18 protein-coding genes are annotated in these 16,700 nt (G+C 68.5%); 16 read left to right on the top strand and 2 right to left on the bottom strand.

The window, feature by feature from the left end; translation table 11 throughout:
- Positions 1–209 precede the first annotated feature (209 nt).
- From C8258_RS10380 to C8258_RS10345, 8 genes are all read left to right on the top strand, one after another.
- Positions 210–1,025, top strand: coding sequence for a bifunctional 2-polyprenyl-6-hydroxyphenol methylase/3-demethylubiquinol 3-O-methyltransferase UbiG (locus C8258_RS10380; RefSeq protein ID WP_106954998.1), 816 nt, complete (start codon positions 210–212; stop codon positions 1,023–1,025).
- Complete coding sequence (locus C8258_RS10375) at positions 1,022–2,593, top strand: glycoside hydrolase family 57 protein (RefSeq protein ID WP_106954997.1); 1,572 nt, start codon at positions 1,022–1,024, stop codon at positions 2,591–2,593. Before C8258_RS10380 ends, C8258_RS10375 begins: the two co-directional genes overlap by 4 nt.
- On the top strand, positions 2,590–3,852 hold the full coding sequence (locus C8258_RS10370; protein WP_036504044.1) for a glycosyltransferase family 4 protein: 1,263 nt from the start codon (positions 2,590–2,592) through the stop codon (positions 3,850–3,852). Before C8258_RS10375 ends, C8258_RS10370 begins: the two co-directional genes overlap by 4 nt.
- 51 nt (positions 3,853–3,903) lie before the next feature.
- Entirely contained in the window at positions 3,904–4,545 is a 642-nt protein-coding gene (locus C8258_RS10365) for a PadR family transcriptional regulator (protein WP_106954996.1), read from the top strand.
- 46 nt (positions 4,546–4,591) lie between these two features.
- On the top strand, positions 4,592–5,581 hold the full coding sequence (locus C8258_RS10360; protein ID WP_106954995.1) for an ATP-binding cassette domain-containing protein: 990 nt from the start codon (positions 4,592–4,594) through the stop codon (positions 5,579–5,581).
- Positions 5,578–6,339, top strand: a complete 762-nt coding sequence (locus C8258_RS10355) for an ABC transporter permease (RefSeq protein ID WP_063010067.1) — start codon at positions 5,578–5,580, stop codon at positions 6,337–6,339. The genes C8258_RS10360 and C8258_RS10355 overlap by 4 nt, the downstream gene beginning before the upstream one ends.
- A gap of 184 nt (positions 6,340–6,523) precedes the next feature.
- A complete protein-coding gene (locus C8258_RS10350) occupies positions 6,524–7,420 on the top strand; it encodes a GNAT family N-acetyltransferase (protein ID WP_106955168.1) in 897 nt (298 codons plus the stop codon).
- Positions 7,417–8,385, top strand: a complete 969-nt coding sequence (locus C8258_RS10345) for a 1-acyl-sn-glycerol-3-phosphate acyltransferase (protein WP_233224998.1) — start codon at positions 7,417–7,419, stop codon at positions 8,383–8,385. The genes C8258_RS10350 and C8258_RS10345 overlap by 4 nt, the downstream gene beginning before the upstream one ends.
- Before the next feature lie 24 nt (positions 8,386–8,409).
- Here the strand turns inward: C8258_RS10345 and C8258_RS10340 are convergent, their stop codons facing one another.
- Positions 8,410–9,093, bottom strand: a complete 684-nt coding sequence (locus tag C8258_RS10340; RefSeq protein ID WP_233224997.1) for a PAS and ANTAR domain-containing protein — start codon at positions 9,091–9,093, stop codon at positions 8,410–8,412.
- Positions 9,094–9,818: 725 nt separating this feature from the next.
- Here C8258_RS10340 and C8258_RS10330 point away from each other — a divergent pair.
- From C8258_RS10330 to C8258_RS10320, 3 genes are read left to right on the top strand one after another with little or no spacing between them, the layout of a single operon-like run.
- Complete coding sequence (locus C8258_RS10330) at positions 9,819–11,033, top strand: PP2C family protein-serine/threonine phosphatase (RefSeq protein WP_233224996.1); 1,215 nt, start codon at positions 9,819–9,821, stop codon at positions 11,031–11,033.
- Between the two features lie 47 nt (positions 11,034–11,080).
- Positions 11,081–12,643, top strand: a complete 1,563-nt coding sequence (locus C8258_RS10325) for a CHASE3 domain-containing protein (protein WP_106955166.1) — start codon at positions 11,081–11,083, stop codon at positions 12,641–12,643.
- Entirely contained in the window at positions 12,640–13,086 is a 447-nt protein-coding gene (locus C8258_RS10320) for a response regulator (RefSeq protein ID WP_030515710.1), read from the top strand. The genes C8258_RS10325 and C8258_RS10320 overlap by 4 nt, the downstream gene beginning before the upstream one ends.
- Positions 13,087–13,122: 36 nt before the next feature.
- Here C8258_RS10320 and C8258_RS10315 read toward each other — a convergent pair whose 3' ends face one another.
- On the bottom strand, positions 13,123–13,491 hold the full coding sequence (locus C8258_RS10315; protein WP_106954991.1) for an STAS domain-containing protein: 369 nt from the start codon (positions 13,489–13,491) through the stop codon (positions 13,123–13,125).
- Positions 13,492–13,724: 233 nt separating this feature from the next.
- On the opposite strand from C8258_RS10315, the gene C8258_RS10305 reads away from it, so the two are divergent.
- The 5 genes from C8258_RS10305 (at position 13,725) to C8258_RS10285 (ending at position 16,699) form a co-directional block, all read left to right on the top strand.
- Positions 13,725–14,153, top strand: a complete 429-nt coding sequence (locus C8258_RS10305; protein WP_233224994.1) for an ATP-binding protein — start codon at positions 13,725–13,727, stop codon at positions 14,151–14,153.
- On the top strand, positions 14,143–14,937 hold the full coding sequence (locus C8258_RS10300; RefSeq protein ID WP_106955165.1) for a SigB/SigF/SigG family RNA polymerase sigma factor: 795 nt from the start codon (positions 14,143–14,145) through the stop codon (positions 14,935–14,937). Before C8258_RS10305 ends, C8258_RS10300 begins: the two co-directional genes overlap by 11 nt.
- Before the next feature lie 99 nt (positions 14,938–15,036).
- Complete coding sequence (locus C8258_RS10295) at positions 15,037–15,534, top strand: ATP-binding protein (RefSeq protein WP_146161207.1); 498 nt, start codon at positions 15,037–15,039, stop codon at positions 15,532–15,534.
- A 187-nt stretch (positions 15,535–15,721) separates the two neighbouring features.
- Positions 15,722–16,189, top strand: coding sequence for a peptide-methionine (S)-S-oxide reductase MsrA (msrA, locus tag C8258_RS10290; RefSeq protein ID WP_369974741.1), 468 nt, complete (start codon positions 15,722–15,724; stop codon positions 16,187–16,189).
- Positions 16,190–16,195: 6 nt separating this feature from the next.
- Positions 16,196–16,699 (top strand): nitroreductase family deazaflavin-dependent oxidoreductase, encoded by a 504-nt coding sequence (locus C8258_RS10285; protein WP_233224993.1) that lies wholly within the window; start codon positions 16,196–16,198, stop codon positions 16,697–16,699.
- Position 16,700 lies beyond the last annotated feature (1 nt).

Raw genomic sequence — 16,700 nt, 5'->3', positions numbered from 1 at the left:
GGTCTTCGTCGACCTCCTGTTCTGGTGGCACGTGAGGTGGGGTCGCACGATCGGGTGGCCGTACGTCCACATGAAAAGCTCCGTCACATCTAAAGCTCCGTCCGGGAGATTACCCTACATTAAGTTACTCACGGGTAACTTAGGGTGTGATGTTCTCCATGGCCGGTCCGGGCGCCGGTGTGATACAGGCAACCGCTAACGTCGACCCAATGAGTGAGGCTGTCGTCTCCCCGGTGAGCGGGGAGTCTGCCGGGGTGGAGTCGCTGCCACTGACCGGCGAACGGACCGTGCCGGGTATCGCGGAGGAGAACTACTGGTTCCGCCGACACGAGATCGTCTACGCGCGCCTGCTCGAACGCTGCGCCGGGGCAACGGTTCTGGAGGCCGGTTCCGGCGAGGGCTACGGCGCGAACATGATCGCCGACGTCGCCACCCGGGTGATCGGCCTGGACTACGACACCAGCGCGGTGGAACACGTGCGCGCGGCCTACCCCCGGGTCGAGATGATGCAGGGCAATCTCGCCGAACTGCCGCTCGACGACGCCTCGGTCGATGTGGTGGTGAACTTCCAGGTCATCGAACATCTCTGGGATCAGGGGCAATTCCTGCGTGAATGCCTGCGGGTGCTGCGTCCCGGCGGGCAGCTGCTGATCAGCACGCCGAACCGGATCACCTTCTCGCCCGGGCGCGATACGCCGTTGAACCCCTTCCACACTCGCGAGCTGAACGCCGCCGAACTCGCGGAACTGCTGGAGCAGGCCGGATTCCGCGTCGACGTGATGGCCGGTGTCCACCACGGCCCGGCGCTGGTCGCCCTCGACGAACAGTGGGGCGGCTCGTTCATCGACGCGCAGATCGAACGGGCGCTGGCCGGTGAGCCCTGGCCCGCCGAACTCACCACGGCGGTGGCCGGGGTGCGCACCGACGATTTCGAGCTGCGCCCGGCGCCCGGGCCGGTCGTCCCGGCGTGGGATCCGGATATCGATGCCAGCCTCGATCTGGTCGCCATCGCGGTGAAGCCGTGAGCGATTCGCGGGCGGTGCCGGGCCGGTTCAGCCTGGTCCTGCATTCCCATCTGCCCTGGCTGGTGCATCACGGCCGCTGGCCGGTGGGTGAGGAATGGCTGTATCAATCGTGGGCGGCGTCCTATCTGCCCGTCGCCCGGGTATTGAGAACCCTTGCTGCGGAAGGACGTTCGCATCTGCTCAGCTTCGGCATCACGCCGGTGCTGGCCGCGCAGCTCGACGATCCGCACGCGCTCGCGGCCATGCATCACTGGCTGGGCAACTGGCAGATGCGTGCCGACGAGGCGTCGATGGCCGGCAAGCGCGAACTGGGCGGCTACGAACACGCGCTGGCCGCCGAGGCGCTCGCCGATTTCGAGCAGCGGTGGCGGCACGGCGGCTCGCCGGTGTGGCGGGAACTGATCGACGCCGAGGCGATCGAACTGCTGGGCGGTCCGCTGGCGCACCCGTTCCAGCCGCTGCTCGATTCACGCCTGCGCGACTTCCAGTTGCGCGAAGGTCTGGCCGATGCGCGGCATCGCTGGGGACACACCCCGGCCGGGATCTGGGCGCCGGAATGTGGTTTCACTCCGGGGATGGAACAGGGCTATGCCGCGGCGGGCGTGACGCATTTCATGGTCGACGGTCCGGCGCTGCGCGGGGACACCACTCTCGGTCGGCCCGTGTGGGACAGCGATGTGGTCGCGTTCGGACGCGATCTGCAGGTCAGCTATCGGGTGTGGTCGCCGAAATCGGGATATCCGGGCCAGGCCCACTACCGCGACTTCCACCACTACGACCACGAGACCGGCCTCAAACCGGCGCGCGTCACCGGCAAGCAGGTCGCCGGTCCGGACAAGGCGCCCTATGATCCCGCGGCCGCCGCGGCGGCGATCGAACGCGATGTCGCCGATTTCGTGGCGACCGTGCGCGAACGGCTGATCACCGAATCCGAGCGGATCGGCCGACCGGCGCTGGTGGTGGCGGCCTTCGACACCGAACTGTTCGGCCACTGGTGGCACGAGGGGCCGCAGTGGCTGGAACAGGTACTGCGCGCCCTGCCCGAGGCCGGCGTCACCGTCGGCACCCTGGCCGATGCCCGGGCGGACGGATTCGTCGGCGCACCGGTCGAGCTGGCCGATTCGTCGTGGGGGTCGGGGAAGGACTGGCGGGTGTGGGCCGGCGATCAGGTCCGCGACCTGGTCGACCTCAATGCCGAGATCGTGCGCGCGGCCCTGGACACGCTGGACAAGATGGCCGCGCAGTCCGACGGTCTGCGGGATCCGGTCGCCGATCAGCTGCTGCGCGAGGCGATTCTGGCGGTGTCCAGCGACTGGGCGTTCATGGTCAGCAAGGACTCCGCGGCCGGATACGCCCGCGATCGCGCGCATCAGCACGCGCACGCCGTCCGCGAGATCGCCGCGGCCGTCACCGCGGGCCAACTCGCCAAAGCACGGCAGTTGGCGGCAGGATGGTACGCGGCCGACGGATTCTTCCCCGCTCTCGACGCGCGACGACTCGACGCACGCGGTACGGACATCCCCTCAGTCGGTCACCGCTCGGCGGGAGCAACAGAAGGACCGGCATGAAGATCTTGATGGTGTCGTGGGAGTACCCACCGGTAGTTGTCGGTGGGCTCGGCCGGCACGTCCATCATCTGGCCGTCGAACTGGCGGCCGCCGGTCACGAGGTCGTCGTTCTGGCGCGCCGGCCGATGGGCACCGACGCCACGACGCATCCCACGCACACCTTCATCGAGGAACGGGTGCTGGTGGTCGCGGTCGCGGAGGATCCGCCCGCCTTCGACTTCGGCGAGGACATGCTCGCCTGGACCCTGGCCATGGGGCACGCGATGGTCCGCGCCGGTATCGCGCTGAGCAAACCGGGTATCGCCGAGGGCTGGACGCCGGATGTGGTGCACGCCCACGACTGGCTGGTCGCGCATTCGGCGATCGCCCTGGCCGAGTACTACGACGTGCCGCTGGTCTCCACCATCCACGCCACCGAGGCGGGCCGGCACAGCGGCTGGGTTTCGGGCCGGGTCAACAAGCAGGTCCATTCGGTCGAGTGGTGGCTGGCTCGCGAATCCGACGCTCTCATCACGTGTTCGGCCTCGATGCAGGACGAGGTGGAAAAGCTCTACGGCCCCGAACTGGTGCCGGTGACGGTGATCCGCAACGGAATCGACGTGGGGGCGTGGACTTTTCGCGATCGGGCGCCGCGGTCGGGCCCGCCCCGACTGCTGTACGTGGGCCGCCTCGAATACGAGAAGGGCGTCCAGGACGCCATCGCCGCGCTGCCGCGGATCCGGCGCGCGCATCCGGGCGCCACGCTGACCATCGCGGGGGTGGGCACGCAGTTCGAATGGTTGCGTGAGCGCGCACGGGTACACCGGGTGGCGCGGGCGGTGAATTTCGCCGGGCGCCTGGACCACGCGGAACTGCTGGGCTGGCTGCACGGCGCCGACGCGATCGTGCTGCCCAGCCGCTACGAGCCGTTCGGCATCGTCGCCCTGGAGGCCGCGGCGGCCGGAACGCCGCTGGTGACCTCGACCGCGGGCGGGCTCGGTGAACTGGTGATCGACGGCGTCACCGGGGCCTCGTTCGAACCGGCGGATGTGACCGGACTGGTCGAGGCGGTGACGGCCGTCCTCGACGATCCGATCGCGGCCCAGCAGCGCGCCTACGCGGCCCACGATCGGCTGACCGCCGATTTCGCCTGGGATGTGGTGGCGGCGGAGACCATTCAGGTCTATCAGGCCGCCAAGCGCCGGGTCCGCAATCCGCTGGGCCGCCCGGTGATCACCGAACGCCCACTGCCGGAACGGGATCCGAACAACCCGTTGTGATCGGCCGGGGCGCGGCGGCGGCCGCCGGGCGGCGGGGGCAGAATTTTCGGTATGGCTGTTCCGACGACTCGACTGCTGGTGCTGGCCCTGGTCCGGCTGCTGCAACCCGTGCACGGTTACGACGTGCGGCGTGAGCTGCTGTCCTGGCATGCCGACGAATGGGCCAACGTCAAACCCGGCTCGGTCTACGGTGCGCTGAACACCCTGCAGCGCGACGGGCTCATCGCCGTCGAGGGCGTGGGCCAGGACGGCGCGCGACCGGAACGGACCTCGTATCGGCTGACGTCGGAGGGGGAGAAGGTGCTCGCCGATCTGATCCGGGAGGGTCTGTGGTCGGCCGAGCAGCCGAAACATCCGTATCACGCCGCGGTGGCGTTGTTCCCGTTCGCGCCGCGCGGGGATGTGATCGCGGCGTTGCGCAGCCGCATCCTGAAGTTCGAGGCCGATCTGGGCTACTTCGAGCGCGAGGAGCAGCGGATCCTGTCCGGCAGCGGCGATCCGACCGAAACCGAGCCGTATCACGTGGCCGACGCTGTGGCGCTGGCCGCCGCCCATACCCGCGCGGACCTGGAGTGGTCGCGAAAAACCTTGCAGCGCATCGAGAACGGCGAGCTGGATGTCTGGGCGTCGGCACCGTACACCCTCTTCGAGCATCCGCAGGGCGACGTCGGAGCCGCAGATGATCAAGACTGAATAGTAAAGCTTGACTATTTGAGCCGTCCTTCCTACCGTGAGCGGTATGGAAACGACGGTTACCGTTCGTGACCGCACCCGCACCTCGGCGATCCGAGTGTGGGGGCTGGCACGGACCTTCACGACGAAAACAGGACCGGTACAGGCCGTGAACGGCTTGGACTTCGAGGTCCGCGAAGGCGAGATCGTGGGGCTACTGGGTCCCAACGGCGCCGGTAAGACCACCACCCTGCGGATGATCGCGACGCTGCTCGCGCCGACCGCGGGCGAGGCGCAGATCGCCGACGCCGATCTGCGCCGGGCCCCGCGCGAGGTGCGCGCTCGCATCGGGTACGTCGCCCAGGGCGGCATGACCAACGACGAAGAACTGGTGATCGACCAATTGGTCCTGCAGGCAAGGCTTTTCGGGCTGAGCAAGGCGCGGGCCACGGAGAGCGCCGAACATCTGCTGCGGACGCTGGAACTCGACGGGCTCGGCCGTCGCCGCTGCCGCGAACTGTCCGGCGGGCAGCGCCGCCGCGTCGATATCGCACTCGGCCTGGTGCATCGGCCGCGGCTGGTCTACCTGGACGAGCCGACCACCGGACTGGACCCGCAGAGCCGCGCGAACCTCTGGGACCACGTGCGGCGGTTGCGGTCCGAGGGCACGACGATCGTGCTCACCACGCACTATCTGGAGGAAGCCGACGCGCTGTGCGACCGGATCCTGGTCATGGATCACGGCGGCATCGTCGCCTCCGGTACGCCGGACGAGCTGAAACAGCGGATCTCCGGCGATGTGATCAGCCTCGACATCGCCGACGCGCAAGCGGATCTCGCGATCGAGATCGCCGATTCGGTGCTGGAGTTGCGCTCGAAACTGCGTGCCGACGGACTGGTACATCTGACGGTGGCGCGCGGCGATGCCGCCGTGGTGCCGCTGCTGCGCGCACTGGACGAGCACGGCATCGTGCCCGGTGCGCTGACCGTGAAACGACCGAGCCTCGACGACGTGTTCCTCACCGTCACCGGACGTTCGCTGCGGGAGGAAAAATGAGCTTTCTGCGGGAGACCGGACTGGTGTTCTGGTCGCAACTGCGCACCCAGCTGCGCAATCCGGTGTGGGTGATCATCGGATTGAGTCAGCCCGTGCTGTACCTGGTGCTGTTCGGTCCGCTGGTGAAGGCAATCGCACCCGCGCTGGGCGCCGATACCGACCCCTGGAAGGTGCTGACGCCGGCACTGGTGATTCAGGTCGGGCTGTTCGGGTCCATGTTCGCGGGGTTCGCGATGGTGCAGGAACTGCGGGCCGGCGTGATCGAACGCCAGCGCGTCACCCCCGCCAACCGGGGCGCGCTGCTGGTGGGCCGGGTGCTCAAGGATATGGTCGTGCTGATCGTGCAGGCGCTGGTCCTGGTCGCGGTCGCGATGGCGGCATTCTCGTTGCGCCCCAACGCTTTCGGGCTGATCGCCTCGGTGCTGCTGATCTCGGTGATGGCGGCCGGGCTGGCCTCGGGGTCCTATGCGCTGGCGCTGTGGGCGCGTTCGGAGGACACCCTGGCATCGGTGCTGAACAGTGTCTCGGTGCCGCTGATGCTGCTGTCGGGCATCCTGCTGCCGATGAGTCTGGCGCCGCACTGGCTGCGGATCGTCGCCGACATCAATCCGTTCCAGCACACCGTCGAGGCCGCGCGAGCACTGTTCCGTGGTGACTTCGGGGTCACCGAGGTCTATCTCGGTACCGGCCTGACGGTGGCGGTCGCCGTCGCGCTGATGGTGGTCGGCGCTCGCAGCTTCGCCCGCGAGAACGCCTGAACCGCTACTCTGCTCACTGCCGCCGCGCCGATGCTCCGGCGCGGCGGTTTCGCCGCGCGTGGGCCAACTCGGGGGAACGACGCAGTGAACGTTCGGTGTGACGGGGATCTCGTTCACCGGACTGGCATTCGCTCGACACTCGAACGTCGCCGCCTCGCCGAATCGGACTGGCTTCATCGACACCATGACGCCAACGTCCGTGCTGAACCCGACCCGCACGACAGGCCCAGGGGTGGCGGCGCCACAGTACTCCCTGGTTGTGTCCTCCGATCTCGACCATCGCCGCGCCGCGCAGCGGCTGCGCTACCGGGTGTTCGCCGGCGAACCCGGATTCGACATTCCCTTCAGTGCCGAGGGCCTGGACGCCGACCGGTTCGACGAGCACTGCGACCATCTGCTGGTCCGCGACGAGGCATCCGGCGACTTCGTCGGCTGCTATCGGATGCTGCCGCCGGACAAGGTGCGCGCGGCCGGCGGCTACTACACGGCGACCGAATTCGATCTGAGCACCTTGGATCCCGAGGGGCGCCGGATCGTCGAAATGGGCCGCGCCTGTGTGGTTCCGGACCATCGCAACGGCTCGGTGCTGACGCTGATGTGGGCCGGAATCCTGCACTACATCCAGCTCACCGGCTACGACTGGGTGATGGGCTGCGTCTCGGTGCCGATGCGCGACACCCCCGCCGATCCGCCCGGTGCCAATGTCGCCGCGGTCCGGGATCTGTTGCTGAGCAAGCACGCCGGCGATCCGGCTCGCCGCGTGCGCCCCTACCGCCCGGTCGTGGTCGACGGCCGCGGACTCGACGAACTGGCCGCCCCGGCCCGGCCGAAACTCCCGCCGCTGCTGCGCGGTTATCTGCGCCTGGGCGCCGAGATCTGCGGTGAACCGGCCCACGACCCGGATTTCGGCGTCGCGGATTTCGTCGCCCTCCTGGGCCTGGAAACCATCAACACCCGCTACCTGGAACGCCTGCAGAGCGCCGCGGGAGCCATGGATGCTCGTGCGGCGGAAGGCACAGACGCCCGCGCATCGGAAGCCGATGCCGCGCGGGCCCGCGATACCGGCGGAGGAACACGATGACCGAGACAACGGATTTACGAAGCGACGCGGCTGTTCTCGAACCCGCCACGTCTACATCCAGTGAACGAGCCGCAGCGACAGCGGCCGATGCGCCGGCGATCCACGCGTGGATGCCCGCGAGCCCGTGTGGGGCCGGCTGTGTGGCGGCGCCGGACACCGCGGGTGCGGTGCGAAGTGTGGTGCGGCTGCTGGGCGTGGTGGGGTTGCTGGTGGCGTTTCCGGTGGTCAACGTGGCGACTCGGCCCGTCCGCCGGACCGGGCTGCATCGCCGGTATGCGCGGGCGGCATTGCGTTGCTGCGGAATCGGATTGCGGATTGTCGACGAACGCGGTGGCGCTGCGGCGGATTCCGGACGCGGCCTGCTGGTGGTGGCCGGGCACGTCGGATGGGCCGATGTGCTGGCGTTGGCGGCGGTCTCGCCCATGGGCTTCGTGGCCCGCGGTGATCTGGTGTCGTGGCCGGTGCTGGGGCAGCTGGCCCGGCTCATGCGCGTGATCCCGATCGATCGGGAGCGGTTGCGGCAGTTGCCCGAGGTGATCGCGGCGATGTCGGCGCGGCTGGCGGCAGGGGAGCGGGTCGCCATGTTCCCCGAGGGCACAACCTGGTGCGGCCGGGCCCACGGCCGGCTGCGCCCAGCCCTGTTCCAGGCGGCGGTCGACACCGCCACGCCGGTACAGCCGATCCGGCTGCGCTATCTGGACCACACCGGCGAGACGTCGACGGTCCCCGGCTTCGTCGGCGTGGATACCTTCCTCGACTCGGCCCGCCGCGTGCTGCGCGCCAAGGGCGTCGTCGCCGAACTCGTCCTGCTGCCGATCGAGGAACCGGGCAGTGATCGCCACGATCTGGCCGAGCGCTGCGATCGCGCCATCCGCGGCCGCACCCAAGTGCGCATCGATGCCCACGCGACGGCCATCGGCACCGGCCCGACCCGCGAGATCGTCGTCACCGACGCGGCCTCCTGACCGCACCGAGAGATCGACCGCCGCTCAGTCGTGCGGGATGAGGCGGTGGGCGGTCAGGACGATATGGTCGACGCGACTGCGCAGGGCGGCGTTCTCGCCGTTCAGGCGGCGGAACTCGTGCACGAACTGCGCGGCCAGTTCCCGCAGCTTGGTGTTGGTCTCCTGGGAACGCCAGCTCAGCACCCGGAACGCCTGTTCGGGGCTGATGCCGTAGGCCAGCGTCAGCGCGCCCTTGGCCTGTTCGATCACCGCGCGCGACTCGATCACCTCGGGCAGCACCTCCGACAGCGCATCGTTGCGCTCCTCGGCGATGGTCTCGGTGACGTCGACGAAATATCCGCTGGCGCCGACCACCGTGCCGTCGTCGCCGGTGAGCTGTTCGCCGACGACGATGATCTCGTGGGTGTGGCCCTCGGCATCGATGATGCGGTGCTGGCCGCAGATCGGGTCGCCGGTTTCCACCGAGGCCGCGATGCTGGCCGCCAGTTCCTCCCGGTCGTCCGGGTGTTTGTGCGACATGAGCAGTTCGGTGGTGGGTTCGGTGTCGGCGCCCGGATATCCGTACATCTGCGCCGCTTCGTCCGACCATTCCCAGCGTTGATCGTCGAACCAGAATCGGAACCAGCCGACATGATCGCAGGGCTGTGTGCCGAGCACGCTCGTCAAGGGGTCGAGCGGCGCGATGCGCGGCGACTGTTCCGTACTCACCTTCACAGTATCCGCTGTGTTGTGGTCGGGTGTTACACCAGGTCGGACGGGATGTGACGTGCCCCGCGCGCGTTATCTGTTTGATATGAGGGTTTCGGGGCATCTTGTCGTCGGTACACAGGACATCCAACTCGAGAGGACCGGGACAGTCGTGGTTGCGTTGCTCATGGTGATCGGCTCGGTATCACTGATCGTCATCGCGGTGCATGCGGCGGTGGTCGCGGTGTGGACGGCGAAATTGCGCGTTCGGCGCACCGCTGACGCCCTGCGCGGGGCGGCGCCTCTCGTAGCGAAAACTGTTGTACATCAGCCTCTTCTCCGGCCTCGTGCCGGTGCCGACGCGACGTCCTGATCGTGGCCTGCCCCCCGGTGCGCGCAGCGTGTTCGGCCGGGGTCCGATAGGATCGGCAAGCCTCACGGTCGAAAAACGGGCCGCTGAGCAAGTCGGCGTGCGCTCGGGCCGCCACTTCGTTTGATCGGAGGCAGCATTGTCGAAGCGTGCCGTCCCAGGCACGGTTGCTGTTCCCTCGTCGCGGTCCGATGTAGCCGGTGCGCTGCGGACCGACACCGTGCGCGTTCGTCGCATCGACGGCGCTCCGCGCCCTCGCACGGTCGCGGTGACGGAACAGACCCCGCGGTTTCGCGATGTATCCAGCCGTTCCGCGGGCCACTCGTCCGAGGGTTCGAATTCCGCATCCGTTCGAGACGAGAGCAGCGGCTCCACCGTGCGGCCACCTCTCGACGGCGTCACGCCGCTGGGCACGGCATCGCCGCTCGGGCGGACGATCCTGCTGGTCGAGGACGACCCCGGGGATGCCCTGCTGGTCGAGGAACTCGTTGCCGACGGGGCGCCCGGCGTGCGCCTGGAACATGTGCGCTCACTCGCCGAAGCGGGTGCGTGGCTGGCGGCGGGCCTGCCCGACTGTGTGCTGCTCGACCTGAATCTGCCCGACTCCCACGGCTTGGACGCGCTCGCGCAGTTGCGGGAATACACCGATCAAGTCGCGGTCGTCGTGATGACCGGCCTGGACGAGGAACAGACCGGGCTGGCCGCGATGGCGGCCGGTGCGCAGGATTATCTGGTGAAGGGCCGGGTCGAGCCGGAGTGGTTCGGCCGGGCCGTGCGCTATGCGATTCAGCGTAAACAGGCCGAGCGCACCACCGCGGCCCTGCGCGCGAGCACCATGCGCGCCCAGGAGAACGCGCGCCTGGAACGCGGGCTGCTCCCCAAGCCGCTGTTGCGCGGCGCGCCGATCGTCGATGTGGTCTCGCGGTACCGCCCCGGTCGCGCGCATTCGCTGCTCGGCGGCGATTTCTACGACGTCGTCCAGGAGGCCGACGGTACGGTGCACGCCCTGATCGGCGATGTGGCCGGCCACGGCCCGGATGAGGCCGCGATCGGCGTGGGCCTGCGATTGGCTTGGCGCACACTGGTATTCAGCGGCATCACCGGACCTCGTCAGCTGCAACTGCTGGAGGAGGTGCTGGTCGCCGAGCGCACCGGTCCGCAGACGTTCGCCACGCTCACCACGCTCTACGCCCCGCCCGGTCGAGGCGCCGTCGAGGTGATCCGGGCCGGTCACCCCGGCATGCTCGTCCATTCGCCGACCGGTACCGAATGGCTGGAGGTGCCGGGCGGACCGGCCCTGGGCTTCATGCCGGGGCGCGCGGACTGGCCGGTCACCGAGGTGACCGTTCCCGCCGGTGCCGGGTTGGTGCTGTTCACCGACGGCCTGTTCGAGGTGCGCACCGGCACGGGCGACTGGCTCGGTGAGGACGGCCTGCTGGCGATGGCGAAGGGTGTGTCGGTCCAACAGCCCGCACGCTATCTCGATGAGTTGCTGGGTCAGGTCGAATCCGCGGCCGCCCCGGCCGGAGGACTCGACGACGATCTGGCGATCGTCTATCTGCGCTGGCACGGGGGTGAGTGGGTCCGGTGAACGACGTCCGACACCGTGAGGGGATCGTCGGCCGGCTCACCGCACAGATGTGGTTTCAGCTGGTCCTCGCCCTGATGCTCGTGGTGGTGATCGCCGGTGCGATCGCCGCCGCGCAGATGATTTCCCGCACCGACTCCATCGAGGACCGGCTGCTCGATCGCGCCCAGCCCGCCGCGACCGAGGCCTATCGGCTCCAGGCCGCCCTGATCAACCAGGAAACCGGCCTGCGCGGCTACGCCATCTCGGCCGACGAGCAGTTCCTGCGGCCCTACAACCAGGGTGTCACCGACGAAGCCGCCGCCGCGGGGCGCTTGCGTGAGGTGGCCGCCGGCAACACCACGCTGCTCGGCGATCTGGACGCCGTCGAGGCTGCCGCTCAGCGCTGGCGTACCGAATACGTGCAGCCGATGATCGCGGCGGCGGGCAAGGTGTCGCCGGCCGAATCCGCCGCCAGGGTCACGCGGGGCAAGGCCCTGTTCGACGAGATCCGCACGAAGTTCGCCACGCAGAACGCGGACTCGGCGGCCGCGATCGCCCAGGACCGCCACGACCTCGACAACGCGCGCACCCTGCGCGACGGTGTGCTGATCGCAGTGGTCGTCCTCATCCTGCTCACCGGCCTGGCGCTGACCGTGCTGATCCGGCGGCTGGTCGCCCGGCCGCTCGACGAGCTCACCGAAGCGTCCCGGCGGGTTTCGGCAGGCGAATTCGATCATCACATCGAGGCGCACGGACCGGCCGACCTGGCGACCGTCGCCGACGCCGTGGAGGAGATGCGCGTGCGCATCGTCTCCGAACTGGGGTCCTCGCGCGCACAGGAGGACCTGCTCGCGCGGCAGGCCGACGATCTGGATCGCCAGACGGTGCAGCTGCGCCGCTCGAATGCCGAACTGGAGCAGTTCGCCTACGTCGCCTCCCACGACCTGCAGGAACCGCTGCGCAAGGTCGCCGCGTTCTGCCAGCTGCTGGAGAAACGCTACGGCGATCAGCTCGACGAGCGGGCCAAACAGTACATCGACTACGCCGTCGACGGCGCCAAGCGGATGCAGCGGCTGATCAACGATCTGCTGACCTTCTCGCGCGTGGGCCGGGTGATCGAGGGCAACGAGATGGTGGCACTGGACGCCGCCCTGAATTCGGCGCTGGACAACCTGTCCGGCGCGATCGAGGATTCCGGCGCGGTGATCGAGCGTCCCGAGCAGCTGCCCGACATCGCGGGCCAGCCGACCCTGCTCACCATGCTGTGGCAGAACCTCATCGGCAATGCCGTGAAATTCCGCAGCCCCGGCACCGCGCCGGTGGTGCGCATCGAGTGCGAGCCGGGCGACGAACCGGACGAATGGCGATTCTCGGTGTCCGACAACGGGATCGGCATCGCGCCGGAATTCGCGGACAAGGTCTTCGTGATCTTCCAGCGCCTGCACAATCGGGAGGACTACGGCGGCACCGGGATCGGCCTGGCGCTGTGCAAGAAGATCGTCGAATACCACGGCGGGGACCTGTGGATCGACACCGAGTACACCGGCGGCGCCCGGTTCCGCTTCACCCTGGCGACCGAGGCCGCCGCCCCCGCACTGATCGAACCCGTATCCGAAGGAGCCGACGCATGACCGCACCGGTGAGCCAGCCCATCGACATCCTGCTCGTGGAGGACGACCCCGGCGACGAGCTGATGACCCGGGAGGCGTTCGAGGACAACAAGATCGGCAATACGCTGCACGTCGCCCACGACGGCCAGGAGGCGCTCGACTTCCTCTACCGGCAGGGGGAATTCGCGCAGGCGCCGCGGCCCGATCTGATTCTGCTCGATCTGAACCTGCCGAAATACGACGGCCGCCAGGTTCTGGAAAAGATCAAATCCGATCCCGACCTCAGCCATATTCCGGTGGTGGTGCTCACCACCTCGGCGGCCGAAGAGGACATTCTGCGCAGTTATCGGCTGCACGCGAACGCCTATGTGACCAAACCGGTCGACCTGGATCAATTCATCGCCGCGATCAAGCACATCGACGAATTCTTCGTTCAGGTCGTCCGGTTGCCACGTCAGCGATGAACCCGCCGGCGAGAAACGCGCCGGACGGGCGCCGGATCAGGCCGGGGTGGTCTGCTCCGGCGCGGCCAGCGCGTCCGCGACGGTCGGGAACAGGCGCAGCAACGCGTCCAGCGAGGTCACCTCGATCGGGCGCCGCACCGCGGGCGACGCGACCACCCGCAGGCTCCCCGTCGCGGTGGACTGGGAACTGGCGAGCAGCACGCTCAGTCCGGCCGACCCGAGGAAACCGACCTCGGTCATGTCCAGCACCACGGCGGTGGGCTCGCCCTGCAACGCCTGGTCGAGGGCCGATTGCAGCTCCGGCGCGGAGTTCATGTCCACCTCACCGGCCACGGTCACGACCACGGCCGAACCTTCCGTGCGCTGCTCGACGCGCAGCAACGGCGACACCCGTTCGCCGCTCATCGGGCCGTCCCCAGCACGAGGCGATTCGTACCGCATTTCGCCACTTCGATACCTCCGGCGTATTTCGATCTGCGCCGCTGTCCGCGGCGTGGCGACGATTCGCCGCTGACCAACATACCCGTTTCGGCGAGATCCGAGCGGAGACCGGCACCGCGATCGGAAGGCGTCCGCCGGGCGCTCGCGTACGCTGTGAATTCGTTTCGCGGCACGATATTTGGGAGCAACGAATGGGCATGGTCGAGAAAGTGTCCCCGGACGCGGGGACCACTGCGGTCGGATTCCAGGTGCCGGCCGATGCGGCGCAATTGATGATGGTCCGGGCGTTGACCGAAACCGTCGCTCTGGTCGCCGATTTCGGTATCGATGAGGCCACCGACATCCGTCTGGCCGTCGACGAGGTGGTCAGCGCGCTGATCGTGGGCGCGGCCGCCGAATCGGTGATCGATTGCACATTCAGCGCGACCGATACCACCATGGACGTGCGCGTATCCGCCGTCACCACGACCGCGGGCGGCCCGGACACCAACAGCTTCGGCTGGCATATCGTCTCGACGCTGACCCAGTGGGTGAAGACCGAGAGTTCGGACTACGACGCATCCGTGGGCGGGCACCCGACCGTCGTCGAGTTCCGCTGGGCACGTGGCGGAACCGATGTCGACTGAGAACGGCTCGGGCACCGCGCGCCATCCCGACGGCTACGACGACGTCGCGCCGCTGTTCGTCGAGCTCGCCGCCCTCCCCGAGGACGATCCGGAACACGACCGGCTGCGCGAACGAATCATCAACCGGTGTCTGCCGCTGGCCGAGCACATCGCGCGCAAGTTCAGCGGACGCGGCGAGAACTTCGAGGACCTCCTGCAGATCGCCCGGGTCGGCCTGGTCGCGGCCGTCGACCGGTTCGATCCCACGCAGGGGTCGCCGTTCCTCGCCTTCGCGGTGCCGACGGTGATGGGCGAGGTGCGCCGCCACTTCCGCGATCACACCTGGGCCCTGCGCGTGCCCCGGCGGATCAAGGAGATTCAGACCGCGCTGGGACCGACCGTGGAGACGTTGTCGCAACAGCTGGGCCGGATGCCGCGGGCGCGGGAGATCGCCGAGGAGATGGACGCCGACCTGGGCGAGGTGACGCAGGCGCTGATCGCCCGCAACGCCTACCAGACCCAATCGCTGGACACGCCGACCTCGGAGGACGACAGCCGTGGGAATGCGATCCTCGACACGCTGGGCGACGTGGATCCGACTTTCGGCGCGATCGACGACACTCTGACGGTGAAGCCGCTCATCGACGCGCTGCCGGAGAAGGAGCGGTACGTGCTGACCATGCGTTTCTTCGGCGGAATGACGCAGGAACAGATCGCGCGGGAACTCGGGTGTTCCCAGATGCAGGTGTCGCGGATCCTGACCAGAACGCTCAAACAGCTGCGCGAGAAGGCGCTGCGCGACTGAGGTAGGCCGACGGCGCCGCATGGCGTGCGGGAAAGGGGGTATCGCGGATGCCGAGGAGATCATCGAGTGGAGATCATCGGTTGCGATCGGAATGAGGACATGAGCGGATTTCCAGATCCCCCGGGCGACCCCGCCCCAGGGCCCGCGGTACGCGAGCCGCACCCGCTACGGGTGGCCCCCTTCGAGGCGAATTTCCCGTCGCAGGCCGACCGGATCGCCGAGGTGCGCCACGATCTGCGGGCCTGGCTCGAGCGCGGGGGAATCGGCTCGGAACAGATTTACGATCTGTTGCTGGCGGTGGACGAGGCGTGCACGAATGCCGTGGAGCACGGTTACCGCGAGGGCGCCGGCATGGTGGGTCTGCGTGCGGAGATCAGCGGGTCGGACCTGTACCTGACCATCGTCGACCACGGCAGCTGGGAACCCCGTCCCGAGGTTCCGGATCCTGTGCGCGGGCGGGGACTGTCGATCATGCGCGCCCTGGTCCGCGATGTCGAGATCACCACCGGCGCCGACGGCACCCGTGTGGTGATGCGCACCGAAATCGTCTCGGCGCCAACGGGTTCCGAGTCGACCGCGGGACACGACCGGGGGTAGTCCGTTAATCCGCGCGGGGAGCGGGTATGCGATAGGCAGCAGGCGGGCGAGGCGCGCGCCGCGGCGGGATTTTTCGGGCCCCCACCGGGGTTGTACCGGTGCGAGACTTGGGGCGGGGACCCGATTCGAAGGAGGAAGCGTGACCGACACGCGCACGGCGATTCTGGCAGGCGGATGCTTCTGGGGCATGGAGGAGCTGATCCGCAAGCAGCCGGGTGTGATTTCCACGCGCGTCGGATACACCGGCGGGCGCAACGATCACCCCACCTACCGCAACCATCCGGGGCATGCCGAGGCCGTGGAGATCGTCTACGACCCCGCGCGTACCGATTACCGGGCCCTGCTCGAGTTCTTCTTCCAGATCCACGATCCGTCGACGAAGGATCGCCAGGGCAACGACATCGGCAGCAGCTATCGGTCCGCGATCTTCTACCTCGACGACGAGCAGAAGGCGGTCGCGCTGGACACGATCGCCGATGTGGACGCCTCCGGGCTGTGGCCGGGCAAGGTGGTCACCGAGGTGACCCCGGCGTCCGATTTCTGGGAGGCCGAGCCGGAGCACCAGGACTACCTGCAGCGTTATCCGAACGGCTACACCTGCCACTTCCCCCGGCCGGGCTGGAAGCTGCCCAAGCGCGCCGCGACCCCGCAGTAGGCCGGCATGTCGGACCGCACTCGTCGCTCACGTATCGGCAATCCGCTGTCGGCCCTGGGACGCGCGATCGCGCGCATCCCGTGGGTGATGCGTACCGGTCCGGTCGTCATCGTGCTGGAACGCGTCATCCGCCGGCTCACCGGCGGCCGGCACGGCGTGCTCGACCTGGCGGGCCTGCCGTCGATGGAGTTGACGGTGCGCGGACGTAAATCCGGGTTGCCGCGGACGGTGTCGCTGCTGTACGTACCGGATGGACCCGAGCGGTATCTGCTGATCGGGTCCAACTGGGGGCGGCCGGAACATCCGTCCTGGTCGGCGAATCTGGCCGCCGCCTCCGACGCCGAGATCCACAGTGGCGGTAGGCGAATCAAGGTGCGGGTCCGGCACCTGAGCGGCTCCGAGCGCGAGGACGCCTGGGCCCGCGCGGTGGCCTATTGGCCCGGATACACCATGGAACAGCGTCTGGCGGGCACGCGCCGGTTCCGGGTATTCGAATTGACGCCCATCTGAG

The organism is Nocardia sp. MDA0666 (assembly GCF_003023875.1).
Lineage (GTDB): Bacteria > Actinomycetota > Actinomycetes > Mycobacteriales > Mycobacteriaceae > Nocardia > Nocardia aobensis.
This window is presented reverse-complemented; position numbering and strand designations above follow the sequence as displayed.

Excerpts from the sequence above, each read along its gene's own strand:
- C8258_RS10380 (WP_106954998.1), top strand. The coding sequence starts at position 210 with ATGAGTGAGGCTGTCGTCTCCCCGGTGAGCGGGGAGTCTGCCGGGGTG.
- C8258_RS10370 (WP_036504044.1), top strand. The coding sequence starts at position 2,590 with ATGAAGATCTTGATGGTGTCGTGGGAGTACCCACCGGTAGTTGTCGGT.
- C8258_RS10365 (WP_106954996.1), top strand. The coding sequence starts at position 3,904 with ATGGCTGTTCCGACGACTCGACTGCTGGTGCTGGCCCTGGTCCGGCTG.
- C8258_RS10360 (WP_106954995.1), top strand. The coding sequence starts at position 4,592 with ATGGAAACGACGGTTACCGTTCGTGACCGCACCCGCACCTCGGCGATC.
- C8258_RS10355 (WP_063010067.1), top strand. The coding sequence starts at position 5,578 with ATGAGCTTTCTGCGGGAGACCGGACTGGTGTTCTGGTCGCAACTGCGC.
- C8258_RS10350 (WP_106955168.1), top strand. The coding sequence starts at position 6,524 with ATGACGCCAACGTCCGTGCTGAACCCGACCCGCACGACAGGCCCAGGG.
- C8258_RS10345 (WP_233224998.1), top strand. The coding sequence starts at position 7,417 with ATGACCGAGACAACGGATTTACGAAGCGACGCGGCTGTTCTCGAACCC.
- C8258_RS10325 (WP_106955166.1), top strand. The coding sequence starts at position 11,081 with ATGTGGTTTCAGCTGGTCCTCGCCCTGATGCTCGTGGTGGTGATCGCC.
- C8258_RS10320 (WP_030515710.1), top strand. The coding sequence starts at position 12,640 with ATGACCGCACCGGTGAGCCAGCCCATCGACATCCTGCTCGTGGAGGAC.
- C8258_RS10315 (WP_106954991.1), bottom strand. The coding sequence starts at position 13,491 with ATGAGCGGCGAACGGGTGTCGCCGTTGCTGCGCGTCGAGCAGCGCACG.
- C8258_RS10305 (WP_233224994.1), top strand. The coding sequence starts at position 13,725 with ATGGTCGAGAAAGTGTCCCCGGACGCGGGGACCACTGCGGTCGGATTC.
- C8258_RS10300 (WP_106955165.1), top strand. The coding sequence starts at position 14,143 with ATGTCGACTGAGAACGGCTCGGGCACCGCGCGCCATCCCGACGGCTAC.
- C8258_RS10295 (WP_146161207.1), top strand. The coding sequence starts at position 15,037 with ATGAGCGGATTTCCAGATCCCCCGGGCGACCCCGCCCCAGGGCCCGCG.
- msrA (WP_369974741.1), top strand. The coding sequence starts at position 15,722 with ATGGAGGAGCTGATCCGCAAGCAGCCGGGTGTGATTTCCACGCGCGTC.
- C8258_RS10285 (WP_233224993.1), top strand. The coding sequence starts at position 16,196 with ATGTCGGACCGCACTCGTCGCTCACGTATCGGCAATCCGCTGTCGGCC.